Raw genomic sequence first — 21,772 nt, forward strand, 5'->3', positions numbered from 1 at the left:
TGGCTACCTGATGGTGCGAAGCTGCACCGGCAATGCAGAATGCTGAATTGGTTTTTGAAGTAACTGGCGCTATCAGAGAACTGACGGGCCCGACTCATTCACTATTTCTGCCTCTCACAAAGATCTACGTAGCGGCATGGAGAAAAAGATGCAGCCCGGGAAAATAAATTTGAAAGAGCCTGAATAAAAGCTCGCATGCCCGGCAACTCACTTGGCAAACTCTTGTAAAAACACGAGGCCAGTCCATAGCTACCCCCTCCTGTATCGTGAGAGGATCAGGTATGACAGAGTGGGAAGGGTTCCTACCCAGCAATAACTACAATCACACTTCAAGTGCTGCCCATTGAAGGCGACAATACGAAGGCTTTGCAAAAAACATCAGTTCCGACTGCCTCTTTTTCCGCCACGACTGCGTACCTATCCAACATGACTCACGGAAATACGACTGAGCAAGTTCCTGAACGTCACCGAATGCAACCGCTGGATGTCAATGATCAGCGCCTGAATGGTTTGATCGGAGCCTGTGCCACAGGTACCGAGAGTGCCTTCGAGCAACTGTACAAACTGACCTCTTCACAATTGTTCGGTGTCCTCAGACGCATTCTCAAAACTGACGCACTGGCTGAAGAGGCCCTGCAGGATACCTATGTCAAGATCTGGAATAACGCAGAGCGATATCAGTCCGACAAGAGCGCACCCAGGACCTGGCTGGTCAGCATTGCCCGTAATCACGCCATTGATGTCCTGCGCAAGCGTCGTAGCAGAGAGGATGTGGAATTGAATATGGACAGCGCCAGTATCGATACCATGCCCGACCGTGAGCAGCCAATGGATCAGCAGCTAGAGTCGTCACAACTTTTGAACTTGTGTCTGCAACAACTTTCCAGACCGGCCAGAGAGTGCGTCATACGCGCCTACTGCGAAGGCTTCTCGCAAGAGGAGTTGAGCCAGCGTTTGCAACGCCCGATCGGCACGGTCAAGAGTTGGATCCGTCGAAGTCTTGTTTCACTAAAGGACTGTCTTGATGACCACGCCTGATGAACAATGGTGGGAAGCCCAAGCGGGCGAGTATGTACTGGGCACCTTGCGCGGAGCCGAACGAGATGTCTTCGAAAAGATACTCGCAGTCGATGAGGAAGTACGGGGCAGAGTTGAACGCTGGCAGCAACGCCTGAGCGATCTGGACGTACTGACGCTCCCGATACAGCCTCCCGACTACCTGCTGCCGGCTATAATGTCGCGCATAAGCGAGATCAACAATACAAGTTCTGGCAAGCAACAGAGTCTGACTTCTACCGAGCAACAGCACCGAGAAGAATCTGCTCGTCCAGAACCGTCTAAAAGTACGACTGGCCAACGTCTACGCAGTCTCTCAAACCGACGCTCCAATACGATCTGGAAGAGTGTCGCGGGGCTTGCAACAGCGGCAACGATTGCCATGGCAGCCTTTGTTTTACAGACTGTCAATCGTGACGTCGAATCTCTGAGTCCGATATTACAGACCGTCAGTGTCGTACAGAACGAACAAAAAGAAGCTATCTGGCTGCTGAGCACCCAATCGGGTACCAACCAGCTGCAAGTGGTAGCTCTGACAGCACCGCCTGTCGAGGCCGATAAATCCTATCAACTATGGATGATCAAGCCGGACAATGCAGGCGTCAGCTCCGTCGGTTTGCTATCGCAGACTGAAGGCGAATCGCAAGCACTGACACTGCCGATCGGAACTGATCAGGCCCAGCTGTTCGCGGTCAGCCTGGAACCCAAAGGCGGCTCACCAGAGGCAGGCCCTACCGGACCTGTATTATTCCAAGGCACTATCATCAACTTGTGAGCAAACTCTCTTGAGTCTTTTGCAAAACATCAAGGCAATACCAGTGCCTGCGCTGGTATTGTCCGCCCTTCTGGCCAGTCACTCAGGCATTGTGACGGCCCATGAATACTGGCTGGACCCGGTTGATGCCCAGTGGCAGGTGGGTGATGAGCTACAGGCTGATATCCGCAACGGACAGGATTTCACGGGTACCGCCTACCCCTTTGATCCACAGGGCCTCTCCAGAGCCGGCCTGATCTCCGACACTAAAAGAGTGCCACTGAGCGGCAGGCTGGGTGACTACCCGGCCATCAACATTCCACTCAGTGAAGCAGGTCTTAACCTGCTGCTGCTGGAAACCACGCAACGGGAACTCAAGTACAAGGACTTGGAAGCCTTCGAGACGTTTCTCGACTATCACGCACTGGACGACATCAAGCAGAAGCACAAAGATCGAGGCATGCCCACTAACGACATCATCGAACACTATTATCGCTACTGCAAGACACTGGTCATGGTCGACGCCAAGGATTATGTCAGTTCAGATTCAGAAACTGGCGCACAGATAAATCCTGTCGCCGCACTGCAACTACAAGATCAACGCTTTGAGCTGCTCGCTCTGGACAGTCCTTTCAATGCCGACTCTCTGAGCCTGCAACTGCTTTTTGAAGACAAACCCGTCCAACAACGCCAGATCGAACTCTTTCACCGCGACAGTAGCGATGCCGTGGTCAGGATCACCGCGCTCACTGATAGCCGGGGTATGGTTGATTTCGATGTATCCTCTGCGGGTGACTACCTGGTTAACAGTGTGCTGGTACTCGAATCTGAAACAACGCAGGCTCAATGGGTCACCCTATGGGCCTCACTATCCTTCCAACAAGAATAAGACTCGTACAACAATGATTGCCAGATCGATGCCTTTATGGGCTGCCAGAGCCTGTCTGCTCCTTGTCAGCCTGTTGATGCTGTCCTCAACTGTCACGGCCCACGAACTACGTCCGACTGTTGCAGATATTACGGCAACGCCTGACACCATAGAAGTATCAATGCGGATCAATCTGGAGGCATTGATTACTGAGATTGGTGCGGAGCACAGTGACTCTGACGATGCACCACAGGCAACTCGCTACAATCAACTGCGCGAGTTACAGCCAGAGGCTTTGCAGCTTGAGTTGCAGAGTTACCTGCCCGTGCTTCTGGGGCAGATCACCATCAAGGACAACAACGATACGACCCTGGCCTTGACATTGAAATCCCTGGTCGTATCCGATGTCGGCGATATCCGTCTGCCCCGCGATTCGACACTCATTCTGGAATCTGCGCGTGAACAAAGCACAGCCTCTATCGCCTGGCAGTGGGGTGCCAAATATGGCGCCATCATTCTCAGAGCCCAACCGCTGGAGTCCACCGACAAGCAACAACCCGACGAAGGGTTCAGCCAGTACCTGCAAGCGGGTGAAAGCAGCGACCAGATCGCTCTGGACTCAGGTGGCAAACAAGCCTCAGGCAGTAGCTTTGTGGACTACATCGTTATTGGCTACGAGCATATAACCCCCAAAGGTCTGGACCACATTCTGTTTGTCATCGGCCTGTTTCTGCTGGCGCCAAAGTTCAAACCGATTGCCTGGCAGGTCAGCATGTTCACCATCGCCCATACCGTCACACTGGCATTGGGCATTACCGGCATCATTCTCTTGCCGGCCAGCATCGTCGAACCTTTGATTGCCCTGTCCATTACCGTCATCTGCATCGAGAACCTGCTGGGCAATGCTTATGGCAAGGCCAGACTGGCTATAGTCTTCGCATTCGGCCTGCTGCATGGACTGGGATTTGCCGGCGTATTGAGCGAGATCGGACTGGTCTCCGGGCGCTTTGCCAGCTCCTTGATAGCGTTCAACATCGGTGTGGAACTAGGCCAGCTCAGTGTGGTCTTCCTGTGCTTTCTGCTGGTTGGCTGGTGGTTCGGCAAAAAATCCTGGTACAGAAATATGGTCACCATTCCCGCCTCACTGATCATTGGCGCTATTGGTCTTTTCTGGTTTTTACAACGAGTCGGTCTGATCAGTTAAAACGAAAATGGCCCCGGAAAACTCCCCGGGGCCATCGTTTCAATCGAACCTGCTACGCCTTCTGATGATCAGTGCACTAACGCCACATTGGGCTTGGACTCACGGTTGCTGAATACCAGCTCCTCACCCGCTACATCCACGAATACCGTATCACCAGGCAAGTAATCACCGCTCAGAATAGATTGAGCCAGTGGATTTTCAACCCGCTGCTGAATGACCCGACGCAGTGGTCGTGCTCCATAGACCGGGTCGAATCCCACCTTGCCGATCAGATCCAGTGCATCATCCGTGATGGAAAAATCCAGTTGGCGTTCTTGCAAGCGTTTGGCCAGCAGTTCTATCTGCAAACCGGCAATCATGCGAATGTTGCCACTGGACAAGGGCTTGAATACCACAGCTTCATCAACCCGGTTGATGAATTCAGGCCTGAAGTGCTGCCCGACAATGTCCATGACGGCACTTTTCATGGCCTCATAGTTTTCATCACCTGCCAGTTCCTGAATGACATGGCTGCCCAAGTTCGAGGTCATGACAATCACCGTGTTGCGAAAATCAACCGTTCGCCCCTGACCATCAGTCAGACGGCCATCATCCAGCACTTGCAGCAAGACATTGAAAACATCGCTGTGTGCCTTCTCGACCTCGTCCAGCAAGATGACTGAATACGGCTTGCGACGCACAGCTTCGGTCAGGTATCCACCTTCCTCATAACCCACATAGCCGGGAGGTGCACCAATCAGTCTGGCAACCGAATGCTTCTCCATGAATTCAGACATATCGATTCGCACCATGGCGTCATCGGCATCGAACATGAAACCTGCCAGAGCCTTGGTCAATTCTGTCTTGCCCACACCCGTTGGCCCAAGAAACAGGAATGATCCAATAGGACGATTGGGATCAGACAGACCCGCCCGTGATCGACGAATGGCATCAGCTACCGCGCCAACCGCTTCCAGCTGACCCACCACGCGCTTGCCCAGCTCTTCTTCCATACGCAGCAGCTTTTCCTTCTCACCTTCCATCATCTTGCTGACCGGAATACCGGTCCACTTGGCGACGACTTCGGCAATTTCATCGGCTGTCACATTGGTACGCAGCAAGGTCATCTCCTTGCCATTGGTATTCTCGATCGCCTCAGCCAATTCCTTTTCCAGCGCAGGAATCTGGCCATACTGCAGCTCTGACATCCGAGCCAGATCATTAGCACGACGAGCCGTCTCCATTTCCAGGCGCACACGCTCCAGATCCTCTTTCAGACCGGTGGCGTTCTGCACCATGGCTTTCTCGGAGTTCCAGATCTCCTCCAGATCAGCAAACTCCTTTTCCAACTCACCGCAATCCTCATCCAGTGTCGCCAGACGCTGAATGGAGGCATCGTCCGATTCCTTGACCAGAGCTTCTCTTTCGATCTTCAGCTGAATGATGCGACGTTCCAGACGATCCAGAGCTTCTGGCTTGGAATCGATCTCAAGACGAATATGAGAGGCCGCCTCATCAATCAGATCGATAGCCTTGTCTGGCAACTGTCGATCACTGATATACCGATGCGACAGAGTCGCCGCCGCCACGATGGCAGGATCGGTAATGTCCACACCGTGGTGTATCTCATAACGCTCTTTCAAGCCACGCAATATGGCGATGGTGTCTTCGACCGAAGGCTCATCGACGATGATCTTCTGGAAACGACGCTCCAATGCGGCATCCTTTTCCACATACTGGCGGTACTCATTAAGCGTTGTAGCACCAATGCAATGCAGCTCACCACGCGCCAGAGCCGGTTTGAGCATATTGCCTGCATCCATGGCTCCCTCGGCCTTGCCGGCACCGACCATGGTGTGGATCTCGTCAATAAACAGAATGACCTGACCGTCCTGCTTGGAAAGATCGCTCAGCACCGCTTTGAGTCGCTCCTCGAATTCACCGCGGAATTTTGCCCCTGCTATCAGAGCGCCCATGTCCAGAGAGAGTACGCGTTTGTTACGAATACCATCGGGTACCTGACCATCAACGATGCGCTGCGCAAGCCCTTCTACCAGAGCTGTCTTGCCCACGCCTGGCTCACCAATAAAGACCGGATTATTCTTGGTACGGCGTTGCAGCACCTGAATGGCACGACGAATTTCATCGTCACGACCAATGACAGGGTCAATCTTGCCTTGTTCTGCACGTTCGGTCAGATCGATAGTGTATTTTTCCAGTGCCTTGCGATTGTCCTCGGCATTGGGATCATTCACAGGCCCGCCCTGCACTTCCTTGACCGTCTTCTTGACAGCTTCAAGGTTGGCACCGTGGCTCAGCAGAACTTCTGCCAGGCTGTTCTTCTTGTCTTCGATGGCCGCGACCACAAACACCTCTGAAGAGATGTACTGATCTCCGCGCTTCTGGGCGGCCTTGTCAGTCAGGTTAAGCAATCGTCCCAGCTCATTGGAGACATGCAGCTGACCGCCACCGCCTTCAACCTGAGCCATTCGATCCAGTGTCTGGTCCAGGCCAACGCGAAGCCCGTTAACGTTTACGCCGGACTGCGCCAGTAACGGACTGACACCACTACCATCCTGATCCAGCATGGCCAACATCAGGTGGGCGGGTTCGATAAATTGATGATCACGGCCCAGGGCCAATGATTGCGCATCCTGCAGTGCCAGCTGAAATTTGCTGGTCAGTTTGTCCATTCTCATACGAAAATCCCTCAAGATAATCACTTAATTCAGATAACAATAATCTATAGCTAGGCTGAATCAATTCAACATCTTTTGTAGGGATATTCATTTTTATTTTCCCTCTCAGCACGACGTGACACTGACACTGGAGGAAAGAACTCAAGCTACTGCTTGCGTGGATTCCGCCGCCCATTGTCCCCACAATGCAGGAAAAAACAGGCAGACGTACTGACCTGGATCAACAGGCTCCTTCTCTACTCTGGCAATGCTCCGATCCAGGCCACGGTTGCCATTCGACCGCTACGCAGACCATCACGACGATGCGAATGAAACCACTGGGGTTGTGTGACCGTGCAATAGTCTCCACCAGTTACAGTGACTGAACGACTTTGCTGCAGCTCTGCGCGCGCCAGAGAATACAGATCGGCCCAGTATTTCTGCTTGTCAGGCGAGCCGGATCCAACAGCGGACATTCCCGCCTCGAAACAGGTTTCATGTGCTGGATTGCGTTCGATGAATGCCTGCCGTACTTCTGCTCCCACCTCGAAGGCATCCGGGCCGATGGCCGGACCCAACCAGGCATGAAGCTCAGCCTGCTCACTGAATCTTGCCAATGCGTTTTCCAGAATACCTGCCGCCAGGCCTCGCCAGCCGGCATGCACCACAGCCAGCTCGGTGCCCAGCTTGTCGCAGATCACAACGGGCAGGCAATCTGCCGTGAGTACCGCCAGCACCGTATCCGGCTTATTGGTCCATGACCCATCCGCGCAGATAGCCTCATCGATAGAACCTGACTCGATGGCATACACATCAGTACCGTGTGTCTGCTTCATCCAGTGGGGGGATTCTGGCAGCGCAAACGACTCCTGCAAGCGACGACGGTTCTCTCGAACAGCCGGCTCGTCGTCCCCGACATGCAATCCCAGGTTCAACGCATCATAAGGGGCCTGACTGATGCCCCCCAGACGAGTCGTGGAAAAAGCGGTAACGCGGGAAGCCACACCCCAGACCGGCGTCATGCAGGTCAACAGGCCGAAGTCTTCGCCGCGCCCGTCGGCCCGAGTAATACGAGATGCATCTCTGTGCTCAGAGCTTGAGGTGCTGGAACTAACCACGGGACTTGCCTTCAGCTTCCCGTACAGCGTCTGCGGCCGTTATTTTCAGTGCATCGCACAGATGCTCCATATCTTCTGGCATGTCAGCCTCGAAGCTTATGGGCTCCTCAGTGCCTGGATGAATCAGTGACAAACGGGTGGCATGCAAAGCCTGGCGCTTGAAGTCTGCGACCGCAGGCACCTCGGCGATTCGCCTTGGTAACACTGCCAGACGTCGACCATAAGCCGGATCACCGATCAGTGCATGACCGATATGCGTCATATGCACACGAATCTGATGCGTTCTGCCGGTCTCCAGTTTTACCATGACCCGCGCACACCCCAGGTAGCGCTCGACACACTCAAAATGGGTGACGGCGGGCTTGCCACTGTCCGTGACCGCCATACGCTTGCGATCACGTGCATGGCGCCCGATAGGCGCATCGATAGTGCCGTTGATGGGTACTTCACCCACCACCACTGCCGTATAGATACGTCCCATTTCACGAGCCTGCAACTGACGCACCAGATGGGTATGCGCCTCCAGGGTGCGTGCCACGACACACAGACCGGAGGTGTCCTTGTCCAGACGATGCACGATGCCCGCTCTGGGAACGCCTGCCTGCGCCGCAGAATAGTGCAGCAGACCGTTGAGCAAGGTTCCGCGCCGATTACCCGGTGCCGGATGCATGACCAGGCCCGCAGGCTTGTTGATGATCAGGATGTGCTCATCAGCATGCACGATGTTCAGATCCATGGCTTGTGGCACGAAGCTGGATTCGCCATCGCCATCGGCCTCGGTGAGCATGTCGGCCAACAAGTCAGGCGGAAGCTGCAGAGAAATCGTCTCGCCCCCTACAATCTTGTCCTTACTACGCCGAACTTCGCCGTTCACAGTCAGATAGCCTTCAGCTATCCAGCTCTGCAACCGATTACGCGAATAGGTGTCAAACAATATGGCTGCTACTGCATCCAGCCGTTTTCCGGCCCATTCGGGATCGATCCGATAGGTTAAAGGCTCGTCAGCAACATCTGCTGCGGCGGGGTTATCATTCTGACCGGTAATAGGAAGTCTCCTTAAATTGATGTGCGCCCGGAATATCATGTCTGATGCCAATCGTCGACGAGTTTGCCGACCGGCAATTCAACCTGTTTCCCCAAGCCTTGCGGGGTACACAGGCAAGATTCTCATTACCCGTACCTACGCTATACTTTGCTGATGATACTCAAGTTCACACGCTTCGCCGCCCTCGCCGTCCTCGGAATGAGCCTTTCTGGTGGAATTCTGACTGGTTGCGCCACTCAGACACCCACTGAGGTTGGTAGCGGGACCGCCGAAGAGCTCTACCGAACCGCAAAACGATCGCTCAACCAGGGCGATTTTCTCACGGCAATCAGTACTTTCGAGACATTAGGGGCACGTTACCCCTTTGGCAGCTACACCCAGCAGGCGCAACTGGATATCGCCTACGCCTATCTGAAACAGGATGAGTTCGACAATGCCATCAATGCGGCTGATCGGTTCATCAAGCTGTATCCCAGAAGCGAGAATATCGATTACGCGTTTTATATCAAGGGTGTAAGCCACTTTTCACGCGGCGGCTCGGTCATGGAGCGCATATTTCCGCGGGATATGGCCAAGGTCAACCAACAGTGGCTACGCAACGCCTTTACCGAATTTGACACCCTGGTGCGCCGCTTCCCGGATAGCAAATATGCCCAGGATTCACTGGTCCGAATGGCCTATCTCAGAGACGAGATGGCACGACATGAGCTGATTACCGCAAAATTCTATTACCAGCGGGGCGCCATGGTCGCCGTTATCAATCGCATGAGTTACTTGCTGGAGCATTTTGACGGCTCACGCCATGTACCTAACGCTCTGGCGCTGATGGCCAGTGCCTATGAGTCACTCGGCCAGACAGACAGACAGCAAGACACACTGCGAGTGCTGGCAGCGACCTCTCCGGAACACCCCGCACTGGAAAAGCTGACGAAGGGTTAGGGATCGCTCGCTGATGATGCTGTGAACCAGATCGCGCTGAATGAAGTGCGGATGGTCTGGATATTGCGTTTTGCTCTGACAATCATGAGCCAATATTCCCCACAACTGTGAGCGAGCGTCCCTCTGCCGAGGGTTACAGAGCCGCCACCGATTCGGTACATATCCCCGACTGGCATGTGCTGCGCCTGTTTAACCAGTACCGTCTGCTGGTTTTGCTGGTGCTTGGATCTGTCTATTTCCTCTCAGAAAACCAACTGACCCTTGGCACCCGCAACGGTGGGCTCTTCATAGCTGCGTTAGTGGGCTATGTCATCGCCACCCTGGTGTTCGTATTGACGATCCATTTGCGAAAGCCTACCGTCAATACACAGTTCTTTCTGCAGAACTACATCGACATTCTGCTGATCAGCGTCCTGATGTATGCCAGTGGCGGCATTCAGAGCGGCCTGGGGCCTCTGTTGCTGATCAATCTGGCCTTGTTCAGTCAGGTTTCCAGCGCTCGCCATGCCTTTCTGTTTGCGGCTATCGGCAGTCTTGTAGTCCTTGTCGAAGAACTGCTGTCGAATATCATCATCGGCACCTATGCCTCAGATTTTGAAGCCACAGCGGTGCTCGGTGCATTGCTGTTCGCCATCGCCTGGGTCATGACGGTACCCGTTCGGCGGGCAATGAACCGGCAACTGGTGAACGCCTCTCACTCCCGGGTCGGGCTCAATGTCGAACAGATTGCACAGCTGAACGAGGAAATCATTCGAGAGCTGGACTCTGGTGTGGTGGTGATCGACAAGGCCGGCAATGTTCAGCTGATCAATGACACTGCCCGCGGTCTGCTGGCGGCAGAATTCATGCCCATGCCTTTTCACCTGCGTCAGCTTTGTGAGGAGTTACTGAACAATGTCAATGCCTCCGAGCTGTCACCCAACCGGGAAATACGCCCCTTTACCGTTGAGAGCACGGGACAATCCGTGTTGCCCCAGTTCATCCCGCTCTCCCAGAGCGGCATGCTGATCAAGCTGGACGATCACACGCATATTCTGCAACAGTTCCAGCAATTGAAGCTAGCCTCACTGGGACGCATGTCGGCCAGTATGGCGCATGAGATCCGCAACCCATTAGGCGCGATATCACACGCCGTACAGCTGATAGAAGAGTCTCCGGGACTAGCGGCCAATGACGCCAACCTGTTACAGATAGCCAAACGGCACACCCAGCGTATCAACCGGATTATCGAGGACGTTCTGCAGCTTTCCAACCGTCAGCAGGTCAGAACCAGTGTGGTGAGTGTCGATACCTTGCTGAGTGACTTCGCTCAGCGCTTCTGCTCGGAGCACAACCTCTCAGCCGACAAGCTGACGGTACGCACAGAACCCTGCAGTGCCATTGTCGACCCCGGTCATCTGGATCAGATTCTATGGAACCTGTGTACCAACGCTCAGCTACACAATGACTCCGACAACGTTGTCATTGATATTCACTGCTGGCAATCCGAGCGTGCAGCCACCGTCATCGAGATCGTTGACAATGGCAAGGGCATCTCGGATATGGAGCGCGCCAACCTGTTCGAGCCGTTCTACTCGACCCATCATGCCGGTACCGGTCTGGGCCTGTTCATCATTCGCGAGCTTTGCGAACTGAACAAGGCACACATCGAGTGCCTGCCCAGTGAATCCGGTGCCCGCTTTCGCATAACGTTGGCGCACGCTCAGGATATGGCAGCCTGAGCATGACTCACACGGCTTTGATTATTGATGATGAAGCGGACATTCGCGAGCTCATCGCCCTGTCCCTGGATCGCATCGGACTTACCACCCATACTGCCGCCAATCTGGAAGAGGCCAGAAATCTGCTGCAGACCTATCAATTCGATGTCTGCCTGACCGATATGCGCCTGCCTGATGGCAACGGCGTCGAGTTCGTAAAACACATACTTGCCGTACAGCCAGACTTGCCAGTAGCCGTGATTACCGCACATGGGAATATGGACGCCGCTGTGGTGGCCATGAAGAATGGGGCTTTTGATTTTGTCTCTAAACCGGTGGATATGCATCTGCTGCGCAAGCTGGTTACACAGGCTATCAAGGCTAATGAAGGTGCGGGACACGTTGCGTCACCCTCTATACAGCCCCCACCTCCTCAGCCGCCATTCGTGAAACCCATAGCGGTGCCCGGAGCGTCAGAAAATGACGTCTCCGACAGTCAGGAGAATTCAGCGAGCGCTGCAGATAGTGCCGGAAGCTTGCAGCACCTCTCCGGCCGTCGTCCCTCACTGTCTGCCACGGCTCTGGATAGCATTGGCGCTGGCAAGCTGATTGGTCGATCCGAACCGATGCAGGCGCTGCGCAAGATGATCTCTAAAGTGGCACGGACCAATGCACCGGTCTGGATAACCGGTGAATCGGGAACCGGAAAGGAATTGATCGCACGCCTGGTACATGAACACGGACCTCGCTGCGACGCACCCTTCGTGGCCATCAACTGCGGCGCCATCCCCACAGAACTGATGGAAAGCGAGATGTTCGGCCATCGAAAAGGCAGCTTTACCGGTGCCCATTCGGATCACGACGGTCTGTTCAAAAAGGCTGAAGGCGGCACCCTGTTCCTCGATGAAGTGGCCGAGTTACCTCTGCATATGCAAGTGAAGTTGTTGCGCGCCATTCAGGAACGCAGCATACGCCCGGTTGGCAGCTCCGAAGAACTCATGACCGACGTCCGGATTCTGAGCGCCAGTCACAAGGATCTGGCCGCCGAGGTGGAAGCCGGCAGTTTCCGGCACGATCTCTACTATCGATTGAATGTCATCTGTATCGAGTCTCCCAGTCTGCGCCAGCGATCTGCCGATGTTGCTGATATTGCCCGACATATACTCAGACTCATATCAACCAAGGAAGGTCTGAGTACCTGCATTGCATTGTCCCCAGCGGCAGAAAACGTACTGACAGACTATGCGTTTCCCGGCAATGTGCGAGAACTGGAAAACATTCTCGAACGAGCGGTGGCACTTACCGATGGACATTCGATTGACGTGGATGATTTGAGTATCGATTTGACTACAACATCATCACTTTCGCAAACTTCATTATCGGATACGAGTGCATCAAACGACGAGACATCCGAGCGTCAGGTTATTCTCGGCATGCTGGCCCAGACTCGCTGGAATCGAAAGCTGGCTGCCCAGCGCTTAGGTCTGACGTATCGACAGCTCAGGTACCGAATACAGATTCTGGATATTGATCAGAAAGATACCGGCACTTGACGGCGACGGCGCTACCCGCTGATTGGCATACGCCTTGCGTTTGCTCAGCTGATAACGTCGAAAGCAAACTCTATGAACGAAAGCATCAGGACAGGCAATCGCAGTGCTGTGTTCAATGCAGTAGCAGCATGCGGTCTGTTTGTCGTGTTGCTGCTCTGCTATTACCAGGGTTTTAACGGCCCTTTCCTGCTGGATGATGTCAGCAGTGTCATACCTGCACAGATTGATGCTCTCAGTATCAGTGAGCTTACCAGGGTGGCTAACGGTGATAAAAGCAGCTTTTTCGGTCGAGCCATACCGGTCATGTCGTTCGCCTTGAACAACTACCTGGGTGATGGAAGCCCTTATGGTTTCAAGGTCAGCAATTTTCTGTTGCATGCCATTACAGGGGTCGCAATATACGCGGTACTGCTGCAGATTTTCACCAGACTGAATGAATACCAGAAGTTTTTCTCTACTTCAGAGATAAACAAGCTGGCGTTGTTTTGTACAGCAGCATGGGCCCTGCACCCTTTGCAGATCAGCACTGTGTTGTACGTTGTACAACGAATGGCCATGCTCTCTGCGCTGTTCAGCATTCTGGCGCTGTGGCTGTTCCTCATCCTTCGAACCACGGCGCTGACAAAACCAAAACGCGCCCTTGTGATAGTTCTGATGGGCACATCGATTCTGGCCGCCTGCCTGTCCAAAGAGAATGGCGTCCTCGCTTTTGTCTATATCGGCTTTGTCGAACTGGTGGTTCTGCGTTTTCGAAAATACGATGGGCAACTACTCACTTTTTACCGCCGTATATTCTTTGCGATAGTGGCTTTAACAGTACTCAGCGCCGCCTTCTTGCTTAGCACTCAATATCCACAGCTGTTGGCAGGTTACGAAGTACGCGACTACGGCATCTGGGAACGCCTGATGACGGAACCTGGTGTTCTGCTTTTTTACCTGAAGCTGATCGCATTACCGAATGTTGCTGATATGTCCCTGTATCACGATGCCTACCCTGTCGTACGCTCGTTCGGATTAGCCGTCATGATCCCCGCAGCGGTATTACTGATGTTGATCACCGCCAGTCTGCTGTTATATCGCAAACTCCCCATACTGCTATTCGGGGTCGGCTTCTTTCTGATATCCCACTCGCTGGAGTCCACTTTTCTACCTCTGGAGCTCGTCTTTGAGCATCGCAATTATCTGGCACTGATCGGCGTACTTGCCCCCATCACCTGGCTTGCTGCTCTGGCTGTCAAATCACTGGAAATACGCCTGCCGATGAAACTGCTGGCAACCGCCGCACTCGCCTTGCTCAGTTTCCAGACATTCACAAGGTCGATCGAATGGAGCGATACGGTATTGCTGCATCGCCAGGCTTTAATCGAACACCCCAATTCCTTACGGGCATTGAATGAGTGGACAATTCATCTGTCCGCACAAGGCTTGAATAATAAAACCATGGCGCATTTGGAATACAGCCATCAGATTCGACCAGATTCTCCTCATTTTCTAATACAGCTTCTCATGTATTCCGGTGCCATCAACGGACCAAACGAACAGCTTTTTACATATGTGCGCGAACAAATGGCGAGCAACCCGCTGAAGGCCGAGGAGATTGCAACCCTTCGAGACATCTACGATTACTTCCACCAAGAACGTTTTGAATGGCCTGACCTGACGGTTGTCACAGGCCTTTACCAGGTAGCCACTACACATTCGAACAAACTTTTGAAGGCGCCCGTAGAGTCACTACTGTTCCAGCAGTACTCCGTACTTTTGTCCGAGTCCGGCCTGACGGAAAAAGCGCTTGTTGCAGCCAAACGTGCAACGCAACTTGATCCAGTGGCACCTGAACCACTTTTACAGCTAGCGCAAATGCAAATTGATCTAGAGCGGGCAGCTGACGCCACCAATACTCTTAGACAACTGGATACAGTTGACCGGCATGGCAAATTCACTGCACAACGCAAAACCATCACAAATAAACTTCTGCAACTTTCAATCGCAGAATTGGAAAACTAGTTGACGCTCATGCCGGATACGCTATCTATAGTACTGCCTGCCAAGAACGAAGCCATCGGGCTTCGGCAGACACTGCCGCTTATCCGCAGCCTGTATCCGGATGCAGAGCTCATCGTTGTCGATGACGGCTCAACGGACGAGACGAGTGATGTCGTGGCCAGCGTTCAAGGTGCAATTTGTGTGAAACATCCTGTCAGCATCGGTAACGGCGGAGCGATAAAATCAGGCGCGCGTCGGGCAACCGGCGACATCATCGTTTTCATGGACGCCGATGGTCAACATGATCCACATGACATCAGCCGATTACTATCATTGTTTGACGAGGGATATGACCTGGTTGTTGGTGCCCGTTCGAGAAAAACACAGGCATCTGTGCTGCGATCAATTGCCAACAATTTCTACAACTGGTTGGCATCGATGATGACGGGCTTCCAGATACTCGATCTCACTTCGGGCTTCAGAGCTGTGAGGCGCAAGAAATTCATGAGAATCCTCTACCTGCTACCCAACAAGTTCTCCTACCCGACTACCAGCACGATGGCCTTCTTCAAATCAGGTTACTTTGTTGGCTATGTACCCATTGAAGCCAGACAACGTGAAGGAAAAAGCCACATCAGCCTGCTCCGAGATGGCTTGCGGTTTTTAATCATAATCCTGAAGATCGGTGCACTGTACTCCCCAATGCGCCTATTCCTGCCCATCAGCTGTGCTCTGTTCTACATAGCCTCTCTCTATTATTTGTATACGTTCTCATCCGCTGGACGCTTCACTAACATGGGAATGCTGTTGTACCTGTCATCGTTGCTGACGTTTCTTATTGGGATCGTATCAGAACAAGTATCAAGCCTGCATTATAAAGGCACTCATGATGCTGAGCTATAGCCCATCCGCATCTGCTCGTTGGGAATAACCGAGTACATGCCTAAATCGTACAAAAAGTATTTATGGGCTTTTTGCTTATCGCTGCTAATCACGACTCTATGCCTGATACTGATTTATCAGCTGGATAAAAACAGCACCGTTGAACACAAGTCACTGCCAGTCAATACCTATGCCCTGTTTTTTTTGTCCGTGGCACTCATTTATGGACTCTCCACGATACTCTGGAAATATTTCTATTCCCTGTTCGGCAGGCAGAGAAGCTCACAAGATGCGTTTCTTGATATGGGGCTTATCGCCATTGGAAAGTATCTACCCGGAAAAATCTGGGGAATAGCTCTGCGAGGTTCGTTCGATCAGAATCAATTGAAACTGGATAAGGGACGCATACTGGTATCAGGATTGGAACAGGCCTTTTCCCTTGTCATGGGGATACTGATTGTGAGCGCTCTTGCGCTCTCTACCCGTTGGACGTTCGGCTGGATTTTCGGTTCCATCTGTGTCATCAGTGCCTATTTTTTGGCCCTGCTGTTATTGCCCTTTTTGAAATTCATATTAAGTCGAATAAAGCGCATCCAGACCGACCTGACTATGCCCTCCGTCGGGTGCAGAATGCTGCTGGGCATTGGCTACACCCTGCTTTGGCTAATCAGCGCAGCGCCCATCGTGATCTTGATGCAGTCCTCCCTGACGCTCTCGACGACAGAACTCATCTCTATTGCTGCCGCTTTTCTGGGTAGCATGATTGCCGGCTGGCTAGCCTTGTTTGCACCCGGAGGCATTGGCGTGCGCGAATCAGTTTTTGTCATCCTTGCACCTGACTTCCTCAGCTGGGACGAGGGTTTGTACTGGATCGCCCTGCACCGCGGACTCTTCACCCTATTCGATGCATTCTTCGGACTTCTGGTACTAAGCTTGATCGCAGCGCGAGCACGTACAGTGAGCTTACGATGAAACAGCATATATCGGCCCCTGCTCCACGAATGCTGTTGCGATTGATTCAGCTTATGGCGACGCTGGAACAACAGAACCTCATGCACACCAGTCAGGCCCGGTTTTGCGAGATCGGCCCTGGACTGGGTGATGCCAGCAGCCTGGCACTGGATTGTTTCGACATTCAGGAAGCTCACCTGTATGAAGATGCGGCTGCAGCCCGATCGCTGCTCGAGAAGAGATTCACTGATCAGGAAAGAGTGCTCATTCTGGACTCATTCCGTGCAAAACCTGATTATTATAATCTTGTGATGTGCTTCGAAGTCATCGAACATATCGAGCACGACCAGACGTTTATCGATTCCATTTTCACCTCGATGCAAACTGATGGGCACTTTCTGGGCTCAGTACCCGCCTATATGAGCAAGTGGCAGGATGTGGATGAGCTCGCCGGGCACTTTCGGCGCTACGAACGGCAAGAGTTACAGGACAAGCTCGAAGCCGCCGGCTTCACCGACGTTCATCTCTACCCTTATGGGTTTCCACTAATCAACTTGCTCTATCCCTTGCGTAAACTCTATTACAGCGGCCTGCTGAGAAAGCGCCAGCAAACTGATATGGCCACGGCAACCGCAAAGAGCGGGATTTCACGTGGGTTGGCCAAATCCTTCAATACCTCATTTGTCTTGTGCATAGTCCGGTTTTTTTCCTTGTTCCAGTCAATACCCTATCTGTCGAGGCTTGGTGATGGATTTGTATTCACATGTCGAAAACCATAGAAAAGCGGCAGATACTGGTTGCAGGCACCTACACGCAATCGGATGCCTATCCAAATGTTCGGTATCGCATAAAGGCACTGAAGCAACACCCTGCTCTTGAAATCATGGAGGTACAGGCCAGTTCCAGCACCCGACTGGAATACGCATCGGGACGCTCCAGACTGTTATCTCTGCTGGCGATGGCTTTCAGTCAGATAAAGAAAAGTGTTGCGTGTATTTTCGCTATCGTCCGCAACCGGCATGTTGATGCCTTATACATACCCTACCCTGCAGTACCCATTCTCTTTTTCCTCAGCTTCATTCCACAAAAGTTACTGCCACAGAGAATCGTTGCCGATGTCTTCATTTCCCTGTACGACACTATCGTCGTTGACAGACAGCTGATAGCTATTGGAAGCATATTCGCCCGTTGCCTTCGTCAAGTTGAAAGGCGTGCACTGTCTACCGCAACCGTTGCACTGACCGACACACCCGAGAACTCCGATTACCTGGCAGTACTGCTAGGCCTTCCTGGATCGTTATTCCAGGATTTACCATTGTCCATCAATGAAGAGGTTTTCAGGCAAAACTCTATTCCAGACATTTCTCTGGCTTCGAACAATCTTCCCTTCAAAGTGCTGTTCGTGGGAACCCTTGTTCCCCTGCATCGAGTAGACCTGATTCTTGATGCGATCATGTTACTCAAACCGGAAACGAACATAGAGATAACATTCATCGGTGATGGACAACAATCGTATTTACTCGAATCGTTCCTGAATCAGGCCGCCTACGACACTTCAAAAATTACTGTGCTCTGGATAAGAGCATGGCAGAGCTCAAGTGATATTCAGCGTTATGTTCGAGAAACTCATCTCTGCCTGGGCATTATGGGTAATGAGGGAAAAAGTAGCCGCGTGTGGCCATTCAAGAACTATCTGTACATGGCTAGTGGTAAAGCCCTGATCACTGCTGAGACTCAGGTGTCAGCCCGACTGCGTGATCTGGTTGACTACCCCGTGTTTATTACGGTTGACACAACAGAGCCGGATAAACTCGCACAATGTCTTCTTGCCTGTGCCGACGATCCGGGCTTTCCAGGTGAGCTAGCGTCTAATGCCGCACAGTTTTTCAACAAAACACTGAGCCAACAGGCCACACACGACCGTCTGTTCAGAGTGGTTACAGGCACTTGATAACAATTAGCTTCGATTTGTCACTCGAATGACAAAAAGACTGTCACCTGTTGACAATAATGTCATCTAAAACTGCCAACTGATTCAAATCAGAACCAATTCACAAACAATACAACTCGTTGATATAGTTACATATAACAGAGGCCCCGGGAAATAGCTGCGGCTGGCATACACAATGCACTTAACCATTTGTCCTCAAGGACGATACATCGTTCGTAGGCTTGGCTTGACAGCGACCTACACCAAATACAATCTCTGGAGATAGACCACAAATGGTTAAGGTACAAAAAGGTTTTACACTGATCGAACTCATGATCGTTATTGCGATCATCGGCATTCTGGCAGCGGTTGCTGTGCCTCAGTATGGTCAGTACACAAAGCGCGCCAAATTCGTCGGTGAAGTTGTCAACCAGGCTGCCCCTTACAAAGCGGCTGTCAGCTTGTGTATTCAGGATCAGAACAGTACAACTGGCTGCATTGCTGGCGACCATAACATCCCACCCGCAAAGGGTGCTGAAGGTGCATTGACATCACTGGATGTCGGAGCTTTGGGCGTAATCACCGCTACAGGCAATACTGAAGTTGATGGCGACACTTATATCCTGACTCCGGGATATGTAGCTGCCAGCAACAAACTGACTTGGTCGGTAGGTGGTACTTGTCTGACTAACGGCCTTTGCCGCGAATAACGTTAGTGCCTGAATAACCTTCCACACCCTATGAAGGGCTCCCTTCTGGGAGCTCTTCATGCTTTGAGGAATTCAGATGCTGGAACGCTATACAACACACAAAGGCTTCACTCTCATCGAATTGATGATTGTAATCGCCATTATCGGCATTCTGGCAGCTGCCGCCGTTCCACAATACGCGGCATACACTAAAAAGGCGAAGTTCTCTGAAGTCGTTGTTCTGACAGCCGAATACAAGTCCTCTGTGCATCTATGCGTACAGGACCGGAACGAACTCGATCCCTGCGACAGTGGACAGAACGGGGTTCCTCCAGCGGTTTCCACGCCTCGAGGCTACCTCAAGTCACTGACCGTGGTGAATGGCACAATAACGTCTACAGCCACAGACCTGCTCGACGAGATGCAATACATCTTGACGGCGTCCTATACACCGTCCACGAACATTGTCAGATGGGCCGTCAGCGGTTCTTGTTTGTCCGCTAACCTTTGCAGCAAATAGGCTGTTTCGAACTGCTGAGGACAACACTCGGTAAATACCATTGAGAAAACTGTCGCGCTTAATCAGCTCGACGAAGTATTTGCCTTGTTCTCGCCTAGCCAGTTTATATACCAAGTAGCAACTGGCAATCCAAACTTCCCCTAAAGCGTCCCCTCATACTGCCGATTCATTATCAAGTGAACACTCCGTCTGCGCGCTTGCGCTGCAAATATTCAGGACAGCTCCATGACAACCAGCAGTACGTTGAACGGCATTGCCAGGCAACTCGTTAATCAGGGACTCGTTAACGAAGAAACTGCCATCAAGGCAATTGAGCACTGCAAGAAATCCAAAACGGCATTTCTAAGCAGCCTGGTGTTGAACGACTCGGTCAATTCGAAGGACATAGCCCACTATGTGGCCTCGGATTTTGGACTGCCGTTATTTGATTTGGCAACTCTGGCACCAGAGAGCATTCCCAAGGACTTGATCAAGGAAGAACTGATCAACTCACAGAATGCGGTGCCGATTGCGCAGCGAGGATCACGCCTCTTCATTGCCATCTCAGACCCAACAAACAACGAGCCGCTGGAAAAATACAAGTTTTCATCCGGTTTGAGTGTTGAAGCGGTGGTGGTGGACGAAACTGCCCTTGCAGAGCTTCGATCACGTGTACTGGATCAAAGCTCGGATCTGGATGAAGGTCTGGACGAGAGTTTCGACCTGGAAGTCGACAATGGTGACATGGGAGATCTGGATGCAGATGATTCCGGGATTGATGAGACACCGGTCGTACGCTTCGTCAACAAGGTGCTTCTGGATGCTATCAAGAAGGGCGCATCGGATATTCATATAGAGCCTTATGAGAAAATTTTTCGTATCCGCTTTCGCGTCGATGGTGTGCTCGAAGAAGTCGTACACCCGCCATTGGCTATGGCAGGTCGTCTGACCGCACGCATCAAGGTCATGTCACGGATGGATATCTCCGAGCGGCGTGTGCCACAAGATGGTCGCATCAAGCTGAAGATCTCCAAGACCAAGGCGATCGATTTTCGAGTCAATACCTGCCCTACTCTGTTCGGCGAAAAAACGGTATTGCGTATTCTCGATCCTAGTAGTGCGCAGCTAGGCATCGATGCACTGGGTTATGAGCCTGAACAGAAAAAGCTCTACATGGATGCGCTGGCCAATCCCTACGGCATGATTCTGGTAACCGGTCCTACCGGTAGTGGTAAAACGGTCTCTTTGTATACCGGGCTGAATATTCTTAATGAACCTGGCACCAACATCTCCACCGCGGAGGATCCAGCGGAGATCAACCTTGCTGGTATCAACCAGGTCAATGTCAATGTCAAAGCAGGCCTGACTTTCGCAGAAGCTCTGAAGTCCTTCCTGCGACAGGATCCGGACGTCATCATGGTTGGTGAGATTCGTGATCTGGAGACAGCAAGTATTGCGGTCAAAGCGGCGCAAACAGGTCATCTGGTCTTGTCCACACTACATACCAATGATGCGCCACAGACTCTGTCTCGCCTCATTAACATGGGCGTGCCGCCCTTCAATATTGCAACTGCAGTATCACTGATCATCGCCCAGCGTCTGGCACGTCGATTATGTGAGCACTGCAAGGTGCCAGATACGGATCTTCCTCGTGAGCTGCTTCTACAAGAAGGTTTCAAGGAAGAGACGGTCGACGAACTCAATATATTCAAGGCCGTTGGCTGCAAAAAATGCAATAACGGCTACAAGGGTCGAGTCGGTATTTACCAGGTCATGAAGATCAGTGAAGAGATCAGCAAGATCATCATGGCAGGCGGTAATGCAATCGATATCGCCTCACAAGCCAAGGCAGAAGAAATTCCCGACCTGCGTGAGTCAGCCCTGAAAAAGGTTGCTCAAGGCGTCATGAGTCTTGAAGAAGCCAACCGAGTGACAAAGGACTAG

Annotated in this window: 18 protein-coding genes; 15 read left to right on the forward strand and 3 right to left on the reverse strand. The window is 52.3% G+C overall.

The features are described from left to right. The first annotated feature begins 426 nt into the window (after window positions 1–426). From IMCC3135_RS28680 to IMCC3135_RS28695, 4 genes are read left to right on the forward strand one after another with little or no spacing between them, the layout of a single operon-like run. Entirely contained in the window at window positions 427–1,038 is a 612-nt protein-coding gene (locus IMCC3135_RS28680) for a sigma-70 family RNA polymerase sigma factor (protein WP_157736336.1), read from the forward strand. Beyond that, complete coding sequence (locus IMCC3135_RS28685) at window positions 1,025–1,831, forward strand: anti-sigma factor (RefSeq protein ID WP_088920705.1); 807 nt, start codon at window positions 1,025–1,027, stop codon at window positions 1,829–1,831. The genes IMCC3135_RS28680 and IMCC3135_RS28685 overlap by 14 nt, the downstream gene beginning before the upstream one ends. A gap of 10 nt (window positions 1,832–1,841) precedes the next feature. After that, window positions 1,842–2,699 (forward strand): DUF4198 domain-containing protein, encoded by an 858-nt coding sequence (locus tag IMCC3135_RS28690; protein ID WP_157736337.1) that lies wholly within the window; start codon window positions 1,842–1,844, stop codon window positions 2,697–2,699. Window positions 2,700–2,712: 13 nt separating this feature from the next. After that, window positions 2,713–3,882: a HupE/UreJ family protein gene (locus IMCC3135_RS28695; protein WP_157736338.1), complete on the forward strand. Its 1,170-nt coding sequence runs from the start codon at window positions 2,713–2,715 to the stop codon at window positions 3,880–3,882. 68 nt (window positions 3,883–3,950) lie between these two features. Here IMCC3135_RS28695 and clpB read toward each other — a convergent pair whose 3' ends face one another. From clpB to IMCC3135_RS28710, 3 genes are all read right to left on the reverse strand, one after another. Next, window positions 3,951–6,554 carry an ATP-dependent chaperone ClpB gene (gene clpB / locus IMCC3135_RS28700; protein WP_205738189.1) on the reverse strand — a complete coding sequence of 868 codons (2,604 nt, stop codon included), beginning with the start codon at window positions 6,552–6,554 and terminating at the stop codon, window positions 3,951–3,953. A 242-nt stretch (window positions 6,555–6,796) separates the two neighbouring features. Continuing rightward, complete coding sequence (gene pgeF / locus IMCC3135_RS28705; RefSeq protein WP_236994680.1) at window positions 6,797–7,657, reverse strand: peptidoglycan editing factor PgeF; 861 nt, start codon at window positions 7,655–7,657, stop codon at window positions 6,797–6,799. Beyond that, on the reverse strand, window positions 7,650–8,753 hold the full coding sequence (locus tag IMCC3135_RS28710; RefSeq protein WP_236994681.1) for an RluA family pseudouridine synthase: 1,104 nt from the start codon (window positions 8,751–8,753) through the stop codon (window positions 7,650–7,652). The genes pgeF and IMCC3135_RS28710 overlap by 8 nt, the downstream gene beginning before the upstream one ends. Before the next feature lie 102 nt (window positions 8,754–8,855). Between IMCC3135_RS28710 and IMCC3135_RS28715 the strand changes: the two genes are divergently transcribed. The 11 genes from IMCC3135_RS28715 to pilB all read left to right on the forward strand — a co-directional run bounded on the left by IMCC3135_RS28715 (window position 8,856) and on the right by pilB (window position 21,772). After that, window positions 8,856–9,641 (forward strand): outer membrane protein assembly factor BamD, encoded by a 786-nt coding sequence (locus tag IMCC3135_RS28715; RefSeq protein ID WP_088920710.1) that lies wholly within the window; start codon window positions 8,856–8,858, stop codon window positions 9,639–9,641. Between the two features lie 107 nt (window positions 9,642–9,748). Continuing rightward, entirely contained in the window at window positions 9,749–11,362 is a 1,614-nt protein-coding gene (locus tag IMCC3135_RS28720; RefSeq protein ID WP_088920711.1) for a sensor histidine kinase, read from the forward strand. Between the two features lie 2 nt (window positions 11,363–11,364). Beyond that, the gene (locus IMCC3135_RS34560; protein WP_088920712.1) at window positions 11,365–12,894 is read left to right on the forward strand and encodes a sigma-54-dependent transcriptional regulator; all 1,530 of its coding nucleotides are present in this window, start codon (window positions 11,365–11,367) and stop codon (window positions 12,892–12,894) included. A gap of 72 nt (window positions 12,895–12,966) precedes the next feature. Further along, window positions 12,967–14,898: a hypothetical protein gene (locus IMCC3135_RS28730; protein WP_088920713.1), complete on the forward strand. Its 1,932-nt coding sequence runs from the start codon at window positions 12,967–12,969 to the stop codon at window positions 14,896–14,898. A gap of 9 nt (window positions 14,899–14,907) precedes the next feature. Continuing rightward, entirely contained in the window at window positions 14,908–15,780 is an 873-nt protein-coding gene (locus IMCC3135_RS28735) for a glycosyltransferase family 2 protein (protein WP_088920714.1), read from the forward strand. A gap of 36 nt (window positions 15,781–15,816) precedes the next feature. Then, window positions 15,817–16,731 (forward strand): hypothetical protein, encoded by a 915-nt coding sequence (locus IMCC3135_RS28740; RefSeq protein ID WP_088920715.1) that lies wholly within the window; start codon window positions 15,817–15,819, stop codon window positions 16,729–16,731. Beyond that, complete coding sequence (locus tag IMCC3135_RS28745) at window positions 16,728–17,489, forward strand: methyltransferase domain-containing protein (RefSeq protein WP_088920716.1); 762 nt, start codon at window positions 16,728–16,730, stop codon at window positions 17,487–17,489. The genes IMCC3135_RS28740 and IMCC3135_RS28745 overlap by 4 nt, the downstream gene beginning before the upstream one ends. Continuing rightward, window positions 17,474–18,661 (forward strand): glycosyltransferase family protein, encoded by a 1,188-nt coding sequence (locus IMCC3135_RS28750; RefSeq protein WP_088920717.1) that lies wholly within the window; start codon window positions 17,474–17,476, stop codon window positions 18,659–18,661. The genes IMCC3135_RS28745 and IMCC3135_RS28750 overlap by 16 nt, the downstream gene beginning before the upstream one ends. A 272-nt stretch (window positions 18,662–18,933) precedes the next feature. Then, a complete protein-coding gene (locus tag IMCC3135_RS35320) occupies window positions 18,934–19,350 on the forward strand; it encodes a pilin (RefSeq protein WP_088920718.1) in 417 nt (138 codons plus the stop codon). Between the two features lie 76 nt (window positions 19,351–19,426). Beyond that, complete coding sequence (locus IMCC3135_RS35325; protein ID WP_088920719.1) at window positions 19,427–19,849, forward strand: pilin; 423 nt, start codon at window positions 19,427–19,429, stop codon at window positions 19,847–19,849. A 225-nt stretch (window positions 19,850–20,074) separates the two neighbouring features. Beyond that, window positions 20,075–21,772: a type IV-A pilus assembly ATPase PilB gene (pilB, locus tag IMCC3135_RS28765; protein WP_088920720.1), complete on the forward strand. Its 1,698-nt coding sequence runs from the start codon at window positions 20,075–20,077 to the stop codon at window positions 21,770–21,772.

It is taken from the genome of Granulosicoccus antarcticus IMCC3135 (assembly GCF_002215215.1).
Classification (GTDB): domain Bacteria; phylum Pseudomonadota; class Gammaproteobacteria; order Granulosicoccales; family Granulosicoccaceae; genus Granulosicoccus; species Granulosicoccus antarcticus.

Coding starts and splice junctions, on each gene's coding strand:
- clpB (WP_205738189.1), bottom strand. CDS start 6,554: ATGGACAAACTGACCAGCAAATTTCAGCTGGCACTGCAGGATGCGCAA.
- IMCC3135_RS28735 (WP_088920714.1), top strand. CDS start 14,908: ATGCCGGATACGCTATCTATAGTACTGCCTGCCAAGAACGAAGCCATC.
- pilB (WP_088920720.1), top strand. CDS start 20,075: ATGACAACCAGCAGTACGTTGAACGGCATTGCCAGGCAACTCGTTAAT.
- IMCC3135_RS34560 (WP_088920712.1), top strand. CDS start 11,365: ATGACTCACACGGCTTTGATTATTGATGATGAAGCGGACATTCGCGAG.
- IMCC3135_RS35320 (WP_088920718.1), top strand. CDS start 18,934: ATGGTTAAGGTACAAAAAGGTTTTACACTGATCGAACTCATGATCGTT.
- IMCC3135_RS28750 (WP_088920717.1), top strand. CDS start 17,474: ATGTCGAAAACCATAGAAAAGCGGCAGATACTGGTTGCAGGCACCTAC.
- IMCC3135_RS28715 (WP_088920710.1), top strand. CDS start 8,856: ATGATACTCAAGTTCACACGCTTCGCCGCCCTCGCCGTCCTCGGAATG.
- IMCC3135_RS28680 (WP_157736336.1), top strand. CDS start 427: ATGACTCACGGAAATACGACTGAGCAAGTTCCTGAACGTCACCGAATG.
- IMCC3135_RS28740 (WP_088920715.1), top strand. CDS start 15,817: ATGCCTAAATCGTACAAAAAGTATTTATGGGCTTTTTGCTTATCGCTG.
- IMCC3135_RS28730 (WP_088920713.1), top strand. CDS start 12,967: ATGAACGAAAGCATCAGGACAGGCAATCGCAGTGCTGTGTTCAATGCA.
- IMCC3135_RS28745 (WP_088920716.1), top strand. CDS start 16,728: ATGAAACAGCATATATCGGCCCCTGCTCCACGAATGCTGTTGCGATTG.
- IMCC3135_RS28695 (WP_157736338.1), top strand. CDS start 2,713: ATGATTGCCAGATCGATGCCTTTATGGGCTGCCAGAGCCTGTCTGCTC.
- IMCC3135_RS28685 (WP_088920705.1), top strand. CDS start 1,025: ATGACCACGCCTGATGAACAATGGTGGGAAGCCCAAGCGGGCGAGTAT.
- IMCC3135_RS35325 (WP_088920719.1), top strand. CDS start 19,427: ATGCTGGAACGCTATACAACACACAAAGGCTTCACTCTCATCGAATTG.